General features: G+C 71.3%; 11 protein-coding genes. 10 read left to right on the top strand and 1 reads right to left on the bottom strand.

Annotated elements, in window-relative coordinates; translation table 11 throughout:
• Positions 1 to 66: 66 nt before the first annotated feature.
• The gene (locus OIE47_RS03205) at positions 67 to 1,929 is read left to right on the top strand and encodes a caspase family protein (RefSeq protein ID WP_326559975.1); all 1,863 of its coding nucleotides are present in this window, start codon (positions 67 to 69) and stop codon (positions 1,927 to 1,929) included.
• Positions 1,930 to 1,965: 36 nt separating this feature from the next.
• Here the strand turns inward: OIE47_RS03205 and OIE47_RS03210 are convergent, their stop codons facing one another.
• Complete coding sequence (locus OIE47_RS03210) at positions 1,966 to 2,427, bottom strand: heme-degrading domain-containing protein (protein ID WP_326559976.1); 462 nt, start codon at positions 2,425 to 2,427, stop codon at positions 1,966 to 1,968.
• A gap of 170 nt (positions 2,428 to 2,597) precedes the next feature.
• Between OIE47_RS03210 and OIE47_RS03215 the strand changes: the two genes are divergently transcribed.
• From OIE47_RS03215 to OIE47_RS03255, 9 genes are all read left to right on the top strand, one after another.
• Complete coding sequence (locus tag OIE47_RS03215; protein ID WP_326559977.1) at positions 2,598 to 3,935, top strand: FAD-dependent oxidoreductase; 1,338 nt, start codon at positions 2,598 to 2,600, stop codon at positions 3,933 to 3,935.
• A gap of 117 nt (positions 3,936 to 4,052) precedes the next feature.
• Entirely contained in the window at positions 4,053 to 4,940 is an 888-nt protein-coding gene (gene scoE, locus OIE47_RS03220) for a (3R)-3-[(carboxymethyl)amino]fatty acid oxygenase/decarboxylase (RefSeq protein WP_442792044.1), read from the top strand.
• Entirely contained in the window at positions 4,937 to 5,515 is a 579-nt protein-coding gene (locus OIE47_RS03225) for an FcoT family thioesterase (RefSeq protein WP_326559979.1), read from the top strand. The genes scoE and OIE47_RS03225 overlap by 4 nt, the downstream gene beginning before the upstream one ends.
• Positions 5,512 to 6,003 carry an acyl carrier protein gene (locus OIE47_RS03230; protein ID WP_326559980.1) on the top strand — a complete coding sequence of 164 codons (492 nt, stop codon included), beginning with the start codon at positions 5,512 to 5,514 and terminating at the stop codon, positions 6,001 to 6,003. Before OIE47_RS03225 ends, OIE47_RS03230 begins: the two co-directional genes overlap by 4 nt.
• A 9-nt stretch (positions 6,004 to 6,012) precedes the next feature.
• Positions 6,013 to 11,424 carry a type I polyketide synthase gene (locus tag OIE47_RS03235; protein WP_326559981.1) on the top strand — a complete coding sequence of 1,804 codons (5,412 nt, stop codon included), beginning with the start codon at positions 6,013 to 6,015 and terminating at the stop codon, positions 11,422 to 11,424.
• The gene (locus OIE47_RS03240; RefSeq protein WP_326559982.1) at positions 11,421 to 12,875 is read left to right on the top strand and encodes a beta-ketoacyl [acyl carrier protein] synthase domain-containing protein; all 1,455 of its coding nucleotides are present in this window, start codon (positions 11,421 to 11,423) and stop codon (positions 12,873 to 12,875) included. The genes OIE47_RS03235 and OIE47_RS03240 overlap by 4 nt, the downstream gene beginning before the upstream one ends.
• 19 nt (positions 12,876 to 12,894) lie before the next feature.
• Positions 12,895 to 14,469, top strand: a complete 1,575-nt coding sequence (locus OIE47_RS03245) for a long-chain-fatty-acid--CoA ligase (RefSeq protein WP_326559983.1) — start codon at positions 12,895 to 12,897, stop codon at positions 14,467 to 14,469.
• Between the two features lie 11 nt (positions 14,470 to 14,480).
• Positions 14,481 to 15,776 (top strand): cytochrome P450, encoded by a 1,296-nt coding sequence (locus tag OIE47_RS03250; protein WP_326559984.1) that lies wholly within the window; start codon positions 14,481 to 14,483, stop codon positions 15,774 to 15,776.
• Positions 15,777 to 15,778: 2 nt separating this feature from the next.
• Entirely contained in the window at positions 15,779 to 16,522 is a 744-nt protein-coding gene (locus tag OIE47_RS03255; RefSeq protein WP_326559985.1) for an acetoacetate decarboxylase, read from the top strand.

The following is a 16,522-nucleotide window of genomic DNA, read 5'->3' on the forward strand; positions in this document are numbered from 1 at the left end:
GGCGTCCCGTCCGTCAGCGGCCCGTCCGTCAGAACTCGGTGGGACACCACCGTGGGAGGGAAGGTCATGACGCGCCGAGCACTGTTGATCGGGGCCCAGACGTTCGGGCTCGCGGGGGTCGAGCACGACATCGCGGCGATGGACGAGGCGCTGAGCAGGCGGGGCATGACCGTCGAGCGCTGTGTGGGTCCGGACGCCACCCGCGACGGCATCGTCGCCGCGTACGAGAGGTTGATCGCGGACACCGGTCCCGCGGACGCGGCCCTGGTCTACTACTCCGGACACGGCGGGTACGCGTGGCCGCTGGAGGGCGAGTCGACGAAGGTCGCCCGCAACGATCGGCAGTTCATCGTGCCGACCGACTTCCGCGCCCCGACCGCCGACGACTTCCGTGGCATCACTGCCCTGGAACTGTCCGTCCTGCTCGCCCGCCTCACCGAGCGGACGAGCAACGCCACGGTCATCCTCGACTGCTGTCACTCGGGGCTGATGTCACGCAATCTCGGTGCGGCACACGTCCGGCAGATGCCGGGAGTTGTCCGGGCCGATCTCGACGCGCACCACGAACGCCGGATCCGGGCCGGGCTGCCCGTCCACCTGGTCGACCCGACGGGCAACAAGAACGCCGTACGCCTGGTCGCCTGCGCCACCGACCAGTTCGCGCACGAACTGCCCCGATCCGACGGCCCCGGCCGGTACGGGCTGCTCACCCGCTCGCTGATCCAGGCCCTGGACGAAGCGGACGGGCTCAGGGTGAGCTGGTCCCGGCTCATCATCCGGGTACGGCACCTCGTCCAACTCCACGTACCGCACCAGCGGCCGGACGTCGAGGGACCGTTCGAGCGGGTGTTGTTCGAGACCGAGAACGACGACTCGGCCGGCTGGCTGTTCGTCACCGACACCGGCGACGGGCGGGCGAGCATCGCCGGGGCTGCGCTGCTGGGGGTGCAGACCGGCGACGAGTTCGCGATCATGCCGGGGTCGGCCGCCGGGCCGGCAACCGAAGGGCGCATCGCCTTCGTACGCGTCGACGACGTCGGGCTGACGGTGGCGACCGGCCGGCTGGTGTTCCACGTGCCCGGCACCACCCTGCCGGCGGACGCCCGTGCCTACCGGGTCACGGCGGTCGCGCCCCGCGTTCCGGTCCTGGTCCCCTCTGCCCTGGTGCCCGCCCTCGAGAACAGCGCGTTCGTCCGGGTCGCCGGGCCGGGCGAGGACGCACCGGTCCGGGTGGTGGAGTCGCCGGACGGTGCGCTGGTCGTGCACGACGGGATCGGGCCGCTGCACGAGCCGCGCCAGCCCGGACCCCGGACCGTCGCCCGGGTCCGGGCGGACCTCAACCGGATCGCCCGAGCCACCGTGCTGCGCGGCATCCGGGAGGAGTCGCGCAGCACCTTCAACCCGCCCGTCACCCTGGAGTGGGGACACGTGCGCGCCGGCATGCTGTACCCGTTGACACCGGCGGGCGCCACCGTCCACGCCAGCGACCTGGTCTACTTCCGGATCCGCAACAACGCCCGACGGCAGTTGTACGTGTCTCTGATCGACATCGGGATGGCGTACGCCGTCTCCGTACTCACCGACCTGGACCCGGGCGGCATCCGGCTACCCGGCGGCGAGGAGTACGTCTTCGGCGGCGACGACTGGGGAGATCAGCTCATCGGGAGGGAGGTGAACTGGCCGAAGAACCTCGAACGTGGCTCGCCGCGTCCCGAGACGGTCCTCGTGCTGATCAGCGCCGAGCCGCAGAACGTGAGCCCGCTGCACCAGGCGGGCGTGTGGGCCACCGATCGGGCGGCGCCGGCGTTGACCAATCTACTCGCCCACTTCTGCGGCGGCGCCGACCGGGACTTCACCCGGCCGACGCTGTTCTGCGTACGCTCGTTCGAGTTCACCGTCGATCCGGCCGTTCGTCAGCACGAGCGATGAGGGAGGCGACCAGTTCCCGGCAGGGGCCCAGCCGACTCACCCCCGCTTGGCGTCCAGGAAGAGTCCGAGGGCCTCGACGACGAGGCGGTGGTCGTCGAGTTGGGGCAGGCCCGAGACGGTGACCGTGCCGACCGGGCCGGTGCCCCTGAGGATGATCGGGAAGCATCCGCCGTGCGCGGCGTACCGGGCCGGTTCGAGGTGGGACTGCTCCTCGAAGGTGGTGCCACGGTCACGGAAGCTCTGACCGACGAGGTACGAGCTGTGCCCGAACCGTCGTACGACCCGGATCTTGCGTTCGATCCAGTCGTCGTTGTCGGCGCAGGTGCCGGGCAGCGCGTAGTGGAAGAGCTGCTGGTCACCCAGACGGATGTCGACGGTGATGGAGTGGCCCCGCTCCCTGGCCAGCCCGACCAGGCGAGTTCCCAGGTCCCAGGCGTCGTCATGGTCAAAGCGGTCGAACTGGAGACGTTCTTCCTGCTCCTGAAGCTCCGGCGTCACGGCGTACCGCTCCCTTCCTCGACTGCCCCGCCTCACCCGCCTTGGCTCGACGCTGCCGCCGTGCGGCCCCCGGACGGACGAGAAAGGGCATTTTCAGAGAAGGATCCAGCATCGATCGGTGTCATTGTCAACGGGCCGACTCGTGACACACCGATCGAGGGGACACGCGGATGGGCACGGTGGGTGGGCACGCGGTGGTTCTCGGCGCGAGTATCGGCGGCCTGCTGGCCGCGCGTACGCTCGCCGACTTCTACGAGCACGTGACCGTGGTGGAGCGGGACGAGCTGCCGGCCGACGCCCGCGACCGTCAGGGCATCCCGCAGGGCCGGCACATGCACACGCTGCTCGAACGGGGGGCCAGGACCTTCGAGGACATGTTCCCCGGTCTGGTCGAGGAACTCGCCGCCGCCGGCGCACCCCGGGCGCACCTGCTGCGCGAGGTCCGCCTGGTGCTGTCCGGACACGAACTGGCCAGGGCGGACACCGGCGCCGCCGCGATCCAGATGACCCGGCCACTGCTGGAAACCACGGTACGCACCCGGGTAGCGGCCCTGACCAACGTCAAGATCGTCGACAACCACGACGTGGTGGGTGTGCAGGCCGTCGACGGGCGGGTCGTCGGGGCGCGGATCCGGAACCGGGCCACGGACGGCGTCGAGGAGACCGTCCGGGCGGACCTCGTCGTCGACGCGATGGGCCGGGCGGGTCGGGCCGCGACCTGGCTGGCCGAGCTCGGGTACGAGCCGCCCACCCAGGACCGGATCAAGATTGACATGGCCTACGTCAGCCGTTTCCTGCGGATGCCGCCCGGTGCCCTCGCCCCGGACAGGCAACTGCTCGTCGGGCCGCTGCCCGGCCGCCCGCGCGGCTTCGGTCTGGCCGAACAGGAGGGTGGCCGATGGCTGTTCACCCTGGTCGGAATGGCCGGCGACGTGCCACCGCACCTGGACGAGGAGGCGTACTTCGCCTTCGCCGAGTCGGTGTCACAGCCGGACGTGTACGCGGCGCTGCGTGCCGCCGAGCCGGTCACCGAGTTCGCCACCTTCCGGTTCCCGACCAGCATCCGTCGCCGCTACGAGCGACTTCGCCGGTTCCCGCCGGGACTGCTCGTCTTCGGCGACGCCATCTGCAGCTTCAACCCGGTGTACGGGCAGGGCATGACCGTGGCGGCGCTCGAAGCGACGGCGTTGCGGGAGTGTCTGCAACACGGTGACGACGACCTGGCCCGCCGGTTCTTCCGGTCCGTCGCGAAGGTGATCGACCCGGTCTGGCAGCTCAATGCCGGCGGCGACCTGGCCCTCCCGGAGATCGAGGGTCACCGCCCGCTGGCCACCCGACTGATCAACCGGTACGTCGCCCGGCTGCACCGGGTCGCGGCGCACGACAAGCGGGTGGCGGCCACGTTCTCCCGGGTCGCCGGACTGCTGGACCCGCCGGGGGCGATCCTGGCACCCGGCATTCTGTTGCGAGTGTTCCTGGGTGGACGAAAATCGCGTTCCAGCGGTTGACGCCGCAATGTCGAAGATGCTTCCGCCACCCTCGATTGTGACGATGTGACGGGGACTCGGCTCCCCCGCAAAAGAATCGGAGACCTCGCCCACAAGCGCGGAAAGAAGTGTGCTCCCATGACGATTGTTTCGCAGGCAAATCGCCCGATGGGTTCCTCCATCACGGGGTTCGTACTGGACCAGGCGACCGAGGCGGACTTCGCCGAACTGGGCCAGGCCATCTACCGGGACAAGATTCTGGTGCTGAAGGACCAGCACCTGACGTCGGCCGAGTTCATCGAATTCGGCCGGGCGCTGGGCACGGTCGAGACCTATTACGAGCCGATGTACCACCACCCGGAGTACCCCGAGATTTTCGTCTCCGCCACCAAACCGCCGGAGGGTCCGCAGGTCGGCGTGCCGAAGACGGGACAGTTCTGGCACGCGGACTACTCGTTCATGCCGACGCCGTTCGGCATCACGATGATCTATCCGCAACTGGTGCCGAAGAAAAACCGGGGAACGTACTTCATCGACATGGGTCGGGCGTTCCAGGAACTGCCCGACGACCTCAAGGAGGCGGCCCGTCGTACCCGGGTGGTGCACAGCCCACGGCGCTACTTCAAGATCCGGCCGAGCGACGTCTACCGTCCGATCTCCGAGTTGCAGGACGAGATCGAGCGGAAGACCCCGCCGGCCACCCATCCCACCGTCTTCATCCACCCGGTGACCGGCGAGGAGGTGCTCTACCTCAGCCAGGGCCTCGCCTGTGAACTGCTCGACGAGGACGGTCGCCGGGTCGAGGACGGGCTGCTCGATCGGCTACTTGCGGCCAGCGGGCAGCTCGACACCACGTTCACCCACCCGAACATCCACACCCAGACCTTCACCGAGGGTGACCTGCTCATCTGGGACAACCGCAGCCTGGTGCACCGGGCACTGCACACCACGGCACCGGAACCCGCCGTCTCGCACCGGGTCACCGTGCACGACGCGTACCCGTTCTATTCGGACCTGGCCCGGTGACCGCGGAGGCCGGGACGACCACCAGCGCTGCCAACGGCACCGCGACGGTGGGTTTCCCCGACGACCCGGCGGTCCGGGAACGGGTGCTGCGCCCCTACCGCCCGCACGCGCAGTACCTCAAGTCGGCCCGGGTACGCACCGACGGCGACCGGGTGACGGCCCTGTGCGAGTTCGGCGTCGCGGAGTCCTGGTACATCGACAGCACCGGGCACTTCAACTCGGTCGAGTTCAACATCTGCTACAACCAGGTTGCCTACTACCTCCTGGCCATGTCCGTACGGGAACACCTGCTGCCGGTGTTCGACACCTGGACCATGGCCGACTACTGGCAGCGGCAACTACCCAACGTGCTGATCACCGAACTGCGCAGCAGGTTCCGGCGTGCGATCGATCCGACCCGGTTCACCGGCGAACTCGCGTTCACGAACGCCCAGCTACGGGCCGGGCGCGAGGGCCGGACCCCGTTGCTGATCATCGACACGGAGTGCCGGTTCTGGGACGACCGGGGCGGGCGTTGCGACGGTGAGGTCAGGCTGGTGCTGACCGACCCACCCACGGGTGCGGTCGACGCATGACCACGGCGGAACCCCCCGGGTCACCACCGCCGTTGACCCGGGGCACCGCACGGACGCCCACGGACGCGACACCGGAGCGGACCGACCCACCGCCGGCCGGGACGACGGCCCCGGCGCCGGTCGACGTCGCCGGGATGCCACGGGCACAGCGGCGGCGTGCGGTCGAGGAACTGCTGCTCGCCGAACTCCGGGAGGTCCTGCTCCTGCCCGAGGACGCGGAGGTGCCGCGCCAGGTCGCCTTCTTCGATCTCGGCATGACCTCGCTGCGCGTCACCGAGCTGCGCCAACGGCTGGTCCGGGGGCTCGGCCGCCGGCTGGACCTCGAAACGCTGTTCGAGCACACCACGTTCGACCGCCTGCTCGACCATCTCGCCACCGTCGCCGGTGCCACCGCCGATGCCGGCCCGGGTGACACCGACGCCGACCGGGCCTCGACCGACGTCCCGCCGCCGATGCTGGACGCCGTGTTGAAGCAGCTCTACCGCTGAAGGAGTCCCATGCCGGCCCCGTCCTCCCCGGAGCAGCCGCCGAGCGGCGACGACCTGCTCACCAGGTTGTTACTGGAGAAGTACGAGCCGATCGCGATCGTCGGGATCGGGCTCCGGATGCCGGGCGGGAACGACACCCGGGAGTCCTTCGCGGACTTCCTCCGGGCCGGTTCCGACGGGATCGGCCCGATCCCACCCGACCGGTGGGACGTGGACAACTTCGCCACCACCGAACCGAGCGCACGGGGCAAGATCCGTACCGCCGGTGGTGGCTTCCTCGACGGGGTGGACCAGTTCGACCCGGCCTTCTTCGGGATCTCGCCCAAGGAGGCCGGCTACGTCGATCCGCAGCAACGGTTGGTGCTGGAGACCGCGTGGGCGGCGCTCGAGGACGCCGGACTGGACGCGGACGCGCTGCGGGGCGCCAACGGCGGGGTGTACGTGGGCATCAGCTCGGCCGACTACATGGTGGCCGCCGGTGCCCTGCCCGACGAGGCGATCGACGGCTACCTCGGTGCCGGTACGTCACACAGCGCCGCGGCCGGTCGGCTCTCGTACTTCCTCGGCTGGCAGGGTCCGTGCGCCAGCGTCGACACCGCCTGCTCCTCGTCGCTGGTCGCCCTCGACATGGCCGTACGGGACCTGCGTCAACGGCAGTGCGACATCGCGCTGGCCGGTGGGGTCAACCTGGCCATCCACCCCCAGGCACACATCGTGACCACGCAGGCCAACATGCTGGCGCCGGACGGCCGGTGCAAGACCTTCGACGACAGCGCGGACGGGTACGCACGCAGCGAGGGCAGCGGGATGCTGGCGCTCAAGCGGCTTTCCGACGCCCGCCGGGACGGGGACCGGGTGCTGGCGCTGGTCCGGGGCTGCGCGATCCGGCAGGACGGGGAGAGCGGTGGGCTGACCGTACCGAACGGGGGCGCCCAGCAGCGGGTGATGCGTGCCGCGCTGGCCAACTCGGCCCTGACCCCCGGCGACATCCAGTACGTCGAGGCGCACGGCACCGGTACGGCGGTCGGTGACCCGATCGAGGTGGCCGCCATCGCCTCCGTCTTCGCCGACTCGCACACCCGGCAGGCGCCGCTGCTGGTGGCCTCGGTCAAGACCAACATCGGCCACAGTGAACCGGCGGCCGGGGTCAGCGGTGTGATCAAGACGGTCCTCCAACTCGGCGAGGGTCGCGTCTACCCGCACCTGAACCTGCGTACCCCGTCGACCCGGATCGCCTGGGACGAGATCCCGGTGGCGGTGCCCACCCGGGCGGAGCGGTGGCCGGCGGCCGGCGTGCGACGGGCCATGGTCAACTCCTTCGGCTTCGCCGGCACGATCGCGTCCACCGTGCTCGAGCAGGCCCCCGAGTTCACCGACGTCCGGCCCGGGGACGACCCGCCCGGCACCGGCGATCCCGTCGACCCGGACGTGCACGTGTTCACGCTCTCGGCCAAGACCCGCCGGGCGCTCGGCCTCCAGGTCGAGCGGTACCAGCACCTCCTCGACCAGCGTCCGGACCTCGACCCGGCGCGGTTGTGCCACGCCGCCAACGTCAGCCGCACCCACCTGCCGGTACGGCTGGCCGGGGCGGTGTCCACCCGCGCCGACCTGACGAACCTGCTCGCCCGGCCGGCCGCCGAGCCCCGGCACCTGCGCCAGGTGGCGTTCCTGTTCAGCGGCCAGGGCAGCCAGTACCCCGGCATGGGCCGGGAGCTGTACCGGCGGCACCGGAGTTTCGCCGCGACGGTCGACGAGTGCGATGGGCTCTTCGCGCCGTACCTGGACGGGCGCAGCGTCGCCGCGCTGATGTTCGGCACCGATCCGGACGCCGCCGACCTGCTCGACCAGACCCGGTACACCCAGCCTGCGCTGTTCACCCTGGAGTACGCCCTGGCCGCGATGTGGGCCTCCTGGGGCATCCGACCGGACGTGGTGCTCGGCCACAGCATCGGCGAGGTGGCCGCCGGCGCGGTCGCCGGGATCTTCGCCCTCCCGGACGCGGTACGGCTGGTCGCCACCCGGGCCCGGCTCATGCAGTCGGTGCGTACGCCGGGCGGGATGGTGGCGGTCCGCGCGCCGGCCGAGGAACTCGGCGCCCTGCTCGCCGGGCGGACCGATCTGTCGCTGGCCGCCCACAACGGTCCCGACCAGTGTGTCGTCTCCGGTGCGCTGGACGCCCTCGACGGGTTCGGCGCGCAGCTCGCCGACCGTGGGCTGCGGGTCAAGCGGCTGCCGGTCTCGCACGCGTTCCACTCGCCACTGATGGACGAGGTGCTCGACGAGTTCCGTACCGCCCTGGACGGGATGCGGTTCGCCGAACCGGAGATCACCCTCATCTCCAACCTCGCCGGGGAGGTGGCCACCCCTGAGGCCGTACGGGACCCCGACTACTGGGTACGCCTGATCCGCGAACCGGTGCTCTTCGCCGACGGCGTACGGGCGATCGCGGCCCGTGGGGCGCACGCCATGCTGGAGATCGGACCCGCCCGGACCCTGGTGAACACCGCCCGGACCTGCGTACCGGCGGCGGAGCACCAGTGGCTCGGCTCCCTGGAGCGCGACGACGAACGGGCCCGCGCCAGCCGCGAGACGGTGGCCGCGCTCTACACCTCCGGGTTGCCGGTCTCCTGGTCCGGCTTCCACGACGGCCGGCCCCGACCGCACCTCACCCTGCCCGGCTACCGGTTCGACCGGCGACGGTACTGGATGCCGCCCGCCCGTTCGATCGGGTCGGCGGCCACCGCCCACCCACTGCTCGGTACGGAGCGATCCACGGCCGAGCAGTTGTCCCGGGGCGAGCGGGAGTTCGCCGGTACCGTCGGGCCGGACTCGCCCCGCTATCTCACCGACCACGTGGTCGGCGACCAGGTCGTCTTCCCCGTCGCCGGGTTCATCGAGGTGGTCGTCGCCGGATTGGACGCGGTGCACGGCGAGGTCACCCGACCCGTACGCGACCTGCGTGTGCACGAGCCGCTGCTGCTCGGCGAGGGCGCCTGCACCCTGATCACCCGGATCCGGCCGGGTGCCGACGGGGGCGACGAGATCGAGGTGCTCAGCTCGGCCGACCAGTCCGGCCCGGAACGGCGGCACATCACCGCCACCGCCACCGCGTCCGGCGCCGTCGACACCGAACTGCTCGGTCACGGCACCCGGCTGCGCACCGAGAGCGACTCGGTGACCGGGGCGGAACCGGAGGCGCTGGCCCGGGTCGACACCCTCTACGCCAACCTGGCCGCCAGCGGGCTGCACTACGGTCCCGAGTTCCGGCGGGTACGGTCGCTCACCCCGTACGGCGAGGAGATCGCCGTCGCGGACCTCGCCGGACCCGGTGGGGTTCCGGCGGAACACCTGCCACCGCCGATCCTCGACTCGGCGTTGCAGACGACCCTCCTGGACTGGACGCTGCGTGCGGACAGTGCCGGGCAGGGTCCCGGCCTGCCGGTGCGACTGGGCTCCTTCCAGTTGTTCAGCCGGCCCCGGGGCCGACGGTTGCGCAGCGTCGTCCGGCTGGTGCCGACCGATCCCGCCTCGGGGATCGACGCCGTCGCCACCGTCGTGCTCAGCGACGGTGACCGGGTCGTCTGCGTACTGCACGACCTGGAGTTCCGGCGGATCAACCAGGCGAGCACCGCCCGGCGCCGGCTGTTCCACCGGGCGTCCTGGGTCGAGCGGCCCCTGCCGGCGACCGGTGTCGAGCCGCCGCACGCCGTCCTGGTGCACGCCCGGACCAAACCTGCGGCCCGCACCGGAACCGGAGACACCGGTACGCGGATCAGCTTCGCCGACGATCTCACCGAGTTGCCCGATCTGCTCGCCCAGCGCCCGAGTGACGTGTTCTGGTGCTGGCAGCCGGACGACGCCGACACCTCGGCCGGGTTGGCGCAGCAGTGCCGGCGCCAGTACACCCGGCTGCTGGACCTCGTCCGCCTGCTCGAACAGCACGGGTTCGGACCGGACCAACGGTTGTGGCTGGTCACCAGCGGCGCGCAGTGGCTACCCGGTGACGACCCCGGTGACGAGCGGCGCCTGACCTCGGCCACGGTGTGGGGGTTCGGCGCGGTCCTCGCCAACGAGTACCCGAACTACCGGGTCACCCTGCTCGACCTGCCGCCCGGAACGGCACCCGCCCCGGAGGTGCTGCTCGCCGAGAGCCGGGCCGGCGAGCCGGAGGAGTTGCAGGTCGCGTACCGGGACGGGCGGCGGTACACCCGCCGGATCGAGGTGCACGAGCCCGATGCACGGCAGGTCGGTGCACCGGTCGTGGACCCGGACCACACGTACCTGATCACCGGCGGGATGGGCGGCCTGGGCCTGGCTGCGGCCCGTACGCTGGTCGATCTTGGCGCCCGGCACCTGGCCCTGGTCGGCCGGCGCGTGCCGGACCCGGCCGCGTTGGCCGCGATCCGCACGGACCTGGGGCCGCAGGTGTCGGTCCGGGCCTACGCCGCCGACATCGCCCGGCCCGACGACGTCGAGACCCTGTTCAAGGCGCTGCCCGAGGACGGCCCCCCGCTCGGCGGCCTGGTGCACGCCGCCGGTGTGCTCGCCGACCGGCCGGTCACCGCCCTGCGGTGGGAGGACTTCGAGACGGTCTTCCAGGCCAAGGTGTACGGAAGCTGGCTGCTGCACCAGGCCACCGCCAAACTGCCGGGGCTGCGCTTCTTCGTCGGGTACTCGTCCAGCTCGAGCGTCTTCGGGCAGGCAGGACAGGCGAACTACGCGGCCGGGAACGCCTTCCTGGACGCGCTCATGCACTCGCGGGTCGCGCAGGGACTGCCCGGCGTCGCCGTCGACTGGGGACCGTGGACGGACATCGGCATGGCCGCCGGGCTGAGCGAGCAGCGGCGTGCCTCCTTCACCCAGCAGGGCATCGGGTTCATCCAGCCCAGCGACGGCCACCGTGCGCTCGCCACCCTGCTGACCGGGCCGACACCACCGCAGGTGATCGTCGGCGAGTCGGACTGGACGACGTTCGCCGCCACCAGGCCGCTGCCCAACGCGCTCTACGAACTGGTCGCCCGGCGGGCGGCGCACACCGTACGCACGGTCGACACCGAGGCGCTGCGGGTCCTGCCCGCCGCCGAACGTACCGCGCTCCTGGTCGAACTGGTCCGGGACACGGTCGCCGAGGTCCTGCACTACGACACCAGCGACGAGATCCCGCTCGACACCCGCTTCACCAACCTGGGCCTGGACTCGCTGGCCGCGGTCGAGGTGAAGAACAAACTGGAGTCGGCGCTGCGCATCCCGCTGCCGGTGTCGGTGACCCTGGACCACCCGGCGGCCGACCTGCTCGCCGTGTTCCTCGCCGGGACCGTCGCCGACGACCCGAGCATCGACGCCACGGCCGGTGTCCCATCCGGTACGAACCTCGACGACGCTGACGCGCAGCTTGCCGCGCTGAAGGAACTGGGCGCGTGAAGGCGTACATCGAGTCGCTGGAGGCGCTCACCAGAAGCCAGTTGATTCTGCTGCTGGCGCGGCAGCGGCAGGCCGAGACCGAGGGCCTGGCGGTGGTCGGGGCGAGTTGCCGGCTGCCCGGCGGGATCACCGACCCGGACGGGTTCTGGGCGGTGGTGCGCGAGGGTCGGGCGGTGGCCACGGAGTCGGTCGGGGTGCCGGTGGACAGCCTCGGCCGGCCCCGGTGGAACCTGACCGCCGCCGATGTCGCGCCCCACGCCGACCTGCTGCGCAGCGGCGCCTACCTGGACAGCATCGACCTGTTCGACGCCGCCGGCTCCGGCGTGCCCGAGCAGGAGGCGCGCTACCTGGACCCGCAGCACCGGCTGCTGCTGACCGAGACCGGGCGCGCCGTCGCCGACGCCGGGCTCGGTGACCTGCGTACCCGCCGGGTCGGGGTGTTCATCGCGGTCAGCCCGTCCGAGTACGGCGTGGCCGGGGTCCGCAACGGCGTACCCGACGGCGAACTCTCCGGCTGGATGAGTTCCGGTGTCGCCCCGAGCGCGGCGGCCGGACGGATCGCGCTCGCCCTCGGAGTGAACGGTCCGGCGCTCACCGTCGACACCGCCTGCTCGTCCGCGCTGGCCGCCCTGCACCTCGCCGGGGTGGCGCTGCGACGCGACGAGTGCGACGTGGCGATCGTCGGCGCCGCCCACCTGGTGCTCTCCCCGTTCACCACCGCGGTCTCGGCCCGGGCGGGGATGCTGTCGGCGACCGGTCACTGCCGTCCCTTCACCTCCCGCGCCGACGGCTACGTCCGGGGCGAGGGCGGGGTGGTCCTGGTCCTGGTCCGGGAGCGGGACGCGCACGCCGAGAATCTGGCGCCGTACGCGCTGGTCCGGGGCAGCGCGCTGGGTCAGCATGGCGGGCGGGCGATGCTGGTCGGCTCGTCCGCCACCGGTCAGCAGGGCGCGATCCGGGACTGCCTCGGCGGGGCCGGGGTGGCGCCGGCCGAGGTCGGTTACGTCGAGGCGCACGGCAGCTCCGACCCGATCGCCGACGCCGTCGAGCTGGACGCGCTGGCCACCGCCTACGGCCGGCAGCGGGCCGACGCCCCACCCCTGCTGGTCGGGTCAGGGAAGGCCAACATCGGCTACCTGGAAACGGCGGCCGGCGCGACCGGGCTGCTGCGGGCCATCCTCGCCCTGCACCACGACACCGTGCCCGGCCAGCCGGACTTCGTCGACCCGTCGCCGCGGATCCCGTGGTCACGGCTGGCGGTCAGCGTGCCGACCACCGGCACGTCCTGGCCGGGGGCGGGGCGCAGGCTCGCCGGGGTCAACGCGTACGGGTTCACCGGCACCAGCGCACACGTACTCCTCGAAGCCTCGGCGCGAACACGACCCGATCGCCCCGCACCACCGTCCACCCCGGGTCAGCGGCACTGGCTGGACTCGTACACCTGGCACTGATCGTCCGGAAAGGTATCGCGTGACCACTACCCTCACGTCCCGTACGGGACAGACGTTGCAGGACAGCGTCGGGCGGCACGCCGCGGACCGGCCCGACCACCCGGCGGTGGTCGCCGGCCCGACCGTGATCGGCTACGGCGAGCTGCACCGGCGGGGCGGGCGCACCGCAACCGCGCTGGCCGGCGCCGGGATCGGCCCCGGCTCCCGGGTGGCGCACTTCGGCCGGGACTCCGAGCTGTACTACGAACTGCTGCTCGGGTGCGCCCGGCTCGGTGCGGTGCTGGTGCCGATCGACTGGCGCCTGACCGGACCGGAGGTCGACCACGTGCTGCGCGACTCCGGCAGCGAGCTGGTCTTCGTCGAACCGAGGCTGACCGGGGTGGTCGCCGGGATCGCGGCGGGACTGCCCCGGTTGCGCGCGACGGTGCCACTGGCCGAGACCGAGTACGCGCGGTGGCGGGACACCGACCACCCGGCCCCGGACCCCGGCGCGGTCGCGGCGGACCGGGACACACCGGTGCTACAGGTCTACACCAGCGGTACGACCGGCGCACCGAAGGGCGTGGTCCTCGCCCAACGTACGTTCTTCGCGATCACCGGGCTGCTCGCCGAGCACGGGCTGGACTGGATCGACTGGCGGGTGGACGACCGTAGCCTGGTTGCCCTGCCCGGATTCCACATCGGCGGGATCTGGTGGCTGACCCAGGGGCTGAACGCCGGGATCACCAACGTGGTGCTGCCCGTGTTCGACAGCGAACGCGCGGTCGAACTGATCCGCGAACTGGGCATCACCACGACCTGTCTGGTGCCGGCGATGCTCCGGCTGGTGGTGGACGAGCCCGGGGTCACCCCGGCCGACTTCGGCTCCGTACGCAAGGTGGTCTACGGCGGCTCACCGATCAGCGAGGCCCTGCTGCGGCGCTGCCTGGACATGTTCAACTGCGAGATGGTGCAGATCTACGGGCTCACCGAGACCGGGAACACGGCGGTCTGCCTGCCCCCGGCGGAACACCGCCTGGACGGTACGCGGCTGGCCGCCGCCGGTCGTCCGTACCCGGGTGTCGGGCTGCGGGTGGTCGACGGCGACGGCGCGGACCTGCCGACCGGGGCGATCGGCCAGGTCCTGCTCCGTACCCCGGCGCGGATGGTGGAGTACTGGAACCAGCCGGAGAAGACCGCCGCGACGCTGGTCGACGGGTGGATACACACCGGTGACGCCGGTTACCTGGACGACGAGGGGTACCTCTTCATCCGCGACCGGATCAACGACACGATCATCGTGGGCGGCGAGAACGTCTACCCGGCCGAGGTGGAGAACGCGATCAGCGGGCATCCCGCGGTTGTCGAGGCAGCCGTGGTCGGCGCTCCCGACCCGACCTGGGGCGAACGGATCTGCGCGTTCGTCGTGCTGCGAGCGGGACAGGGTCTCACCGCTCCCGAGCTGACCGCGTTCCTGCGCGAGCGGCTGGCCCAGTTCAAGATCCCGACCAGTGTCGAGTTTGTCGACACCGTACCCAGGACGCCCAGCGGCAAGATCCTCCGGCGAGCCCTGCGGGACCGGCTGTGGGCTGGCCGGCAACGCAAGGTCAACTGAGGGGAAGCATCATGGCGATCACGTACGCGACCCGGGCCGCGCTCAACTTCGGCCGGTACCAGCGACGGACCGAGTACCTCGCGATGCGCGGCGACCACGCGGCGAACCTGCTGCGGGTACGGCAGCCCAGCGATCCCTTCCCGATCTACGAACGGATCCGCGAGCAGGGCGAGGTGTATCGCAGCCGGCTCGGGGTGCTCTGCACCGTCTCCCAGCCGCTCTGCCGATCGGTGACCACGGACGCGCGGTTCGGGGCGCTCCCGCCGGCACCCGGCCGGCCCGACTGGACCGTGGGACGCGACGACCAGACCCGACTGGTGCATCCGATCGAGCGGTCCCTGCTCTCCCTCGACCCGCCGGACCACACCCGACTGCGCCACCTCGTCTCCCCCTGGTTCACCCCCCGGGCGCTGAACGCGAGGGCGCCCCGAATCCGCGCGATCATCGGGCGGCTGCTCGACGGCGTCGCGGACCGAGGCGAGTTCGACCTGGTCAGCCAGGTGTCGAAGTACGTCCCGTTCGAGATCCTCCGGGACATGATGGACATCTCCACCGACGACCGGGACCGGCTGATCTGGTGGGCGGGTGTGCTCGTCAACGCGGTCGACGGTCCGCACACGATGACCGAACGCCGTGCGGTGCACACCGCGTTGGTCGAGATGACGGCGTTCTTCGCCACGCTCGTCGCACAACGTCGACGGGCGCCGGGCGACGACCTGGTCAGCGCGGTGGTCCGGGACGCCGACGACGAGGAGGCCGTCGCCCTGCTCGGCCTGGTCTTCATCGCGGGACAGCCGACCGCGGCCTGCCTGCTGAACAACTGCGTACGCCTGCTGCTCGAACATCCGGAGCAGAAGGAACTGCTGCTGGCCGACCCCGACATCGCGCCGAACGTGGTCGAGGAGTCACTGCGGTACGACCCCTCCGGCCGGCTGATCGTACGGCTGGCCGCCGAGGACTCGACCGTACGCGGGCACGACATCCCGGCCGGCTCGATCCTGATCCACTTCATCGCGGGAGCCAACCGCGACCCCGGTGTCTTCACCGACCCGCACCGGTACGACGTGACCCGGCAGAACAGCCGCGAGCACGTCACCTTCTCCGGCGGCGCGCACCACTGCATCGGGGCAGGTCTGGCCCGGTTGCAGGCGGAGATCATGGTCGGTGAGGTCTTCACCCGCTTTCCCGACCTGCAACTGGCGGGGCGGCCCCGGATGAGCGCGACCCGGGGTCACCGGAGCCCGACCACACTGCCGCTGCGGGTCGGCCGGACCCGGTCCGTGCCGGGCCCGGGCCGGAACGGGTGACGATGCGCGCCGACGAGGTCCGACAGCGTTACACCACCCCGCTCACCGCGCCCGCCTACGCCCCCGCGATCCCCCGGTTCACCAACCGCGAGTACCTCAACATCTACTACCGCACGGACTTCGAAGCGGCCCGCGCGGTCACCCCGGAACCGCTGGTGGTCGAGGACCCGATCGTCCGGTTCGAGCTGATGAACATGGGCGACGTGACGGCGTACGGACCCTACGTCGAGGCGGGTCAGGCGGTGGCGGTGAGCTTCGACGGCGAGCGGGGCGAGTACCTGACCGCCATGTACGTCGACAACTTCCCGGCGATCGCCATCGGCCGGGAGATCAACGCCTATCCCAAGGTCCTCGGCACACCCCGGCTCTACGTGGACCAGGCGGCCCTGGTCGGCACCCTCGACTACGGCTCGTTGCGGGTGGCGACCGCCACCATGGGTTACAAGCACCACGCGTTGGATCCCGACGAGGCCCGAGCCAGCGTCACCGTGCCCACCTACGCGGTGAAGTACGTGGTCGGCTACGACGCCACCAGACGGGTGTGCGAGCTGACCCGTACCCAGATCGAGGACGTCACGGTCATCGAGGCGTGGACCGGCCCAGCCCGGTTGCAACTGTTCGAGCATGTCCTCGCCCCGTTGGCGGACCTGCCCGTACGCGAGATCGTCTCGGCCACGCACATCGTCACCGACCTGAGCCTCGGTCCGGTACGGCCGGTGTACGACTACCTGGCAGAGAGCGGATAG

The sequence above is a fragment of the Micromonospora sp. NBC_01796 genome (assembly GCF_035917455.1).
Classification (GTDB): domain Bacteria; phylum Actinomycetota; class Actinomycetes; order Mycobacteriales; family Micromonosporaceae; genus Micromonospora_G.

Coding starts and splice junctions, on each gene's coding strand:
- OIE47_RS03250 (WP_326559984.1), top strand. CDS start 14,481: ATGGCGATCACGTACGCGACCCGGGCCGCGCTCAACTTCGGCCGGTAC.
- OIE47_RS03235 (WP_326559981.1), top strand. CDS start 6,013: ATGCCGGCCCCGTCCTCCCCGGAGCAGCCGCCGAGCGGCGACGACCTG.
- scoE (WP_442792044.1), top strand. CDS start 4,053: ATGACGATTGTTTCGCAGGCAAATCGCCCGATGGGTTCCTCCATCACG.
- OIE47_RS03230 (WP_326559980.1), top strand. CDS start 5,512: ATGACCACGGCGGAACCCCCCGGGTCACCACCGCCGTTGACCCGGGGC.
- OIE47_RS03255 (WP_326559985.1), top strand. CDS start 15,779: ATGCGCGCCGACGAGGTCCGACAGCGTTACACCACCCCGCTCACCGCG.
- OIE47_RS03205 (WP_326559975.1), top strand. CDS start 67: ATGACGCGCCGAGCACTGTTGATCGGGGCCCAGACGTTCGGGCTCGCG.
- OIE47_RS03215 (WP_326559977.1), top strand. CDS start 2,598: ATGGGCACGGTGGGTGGGCACGCGGTGGTTCTCGGCGCGAGTATCGGC.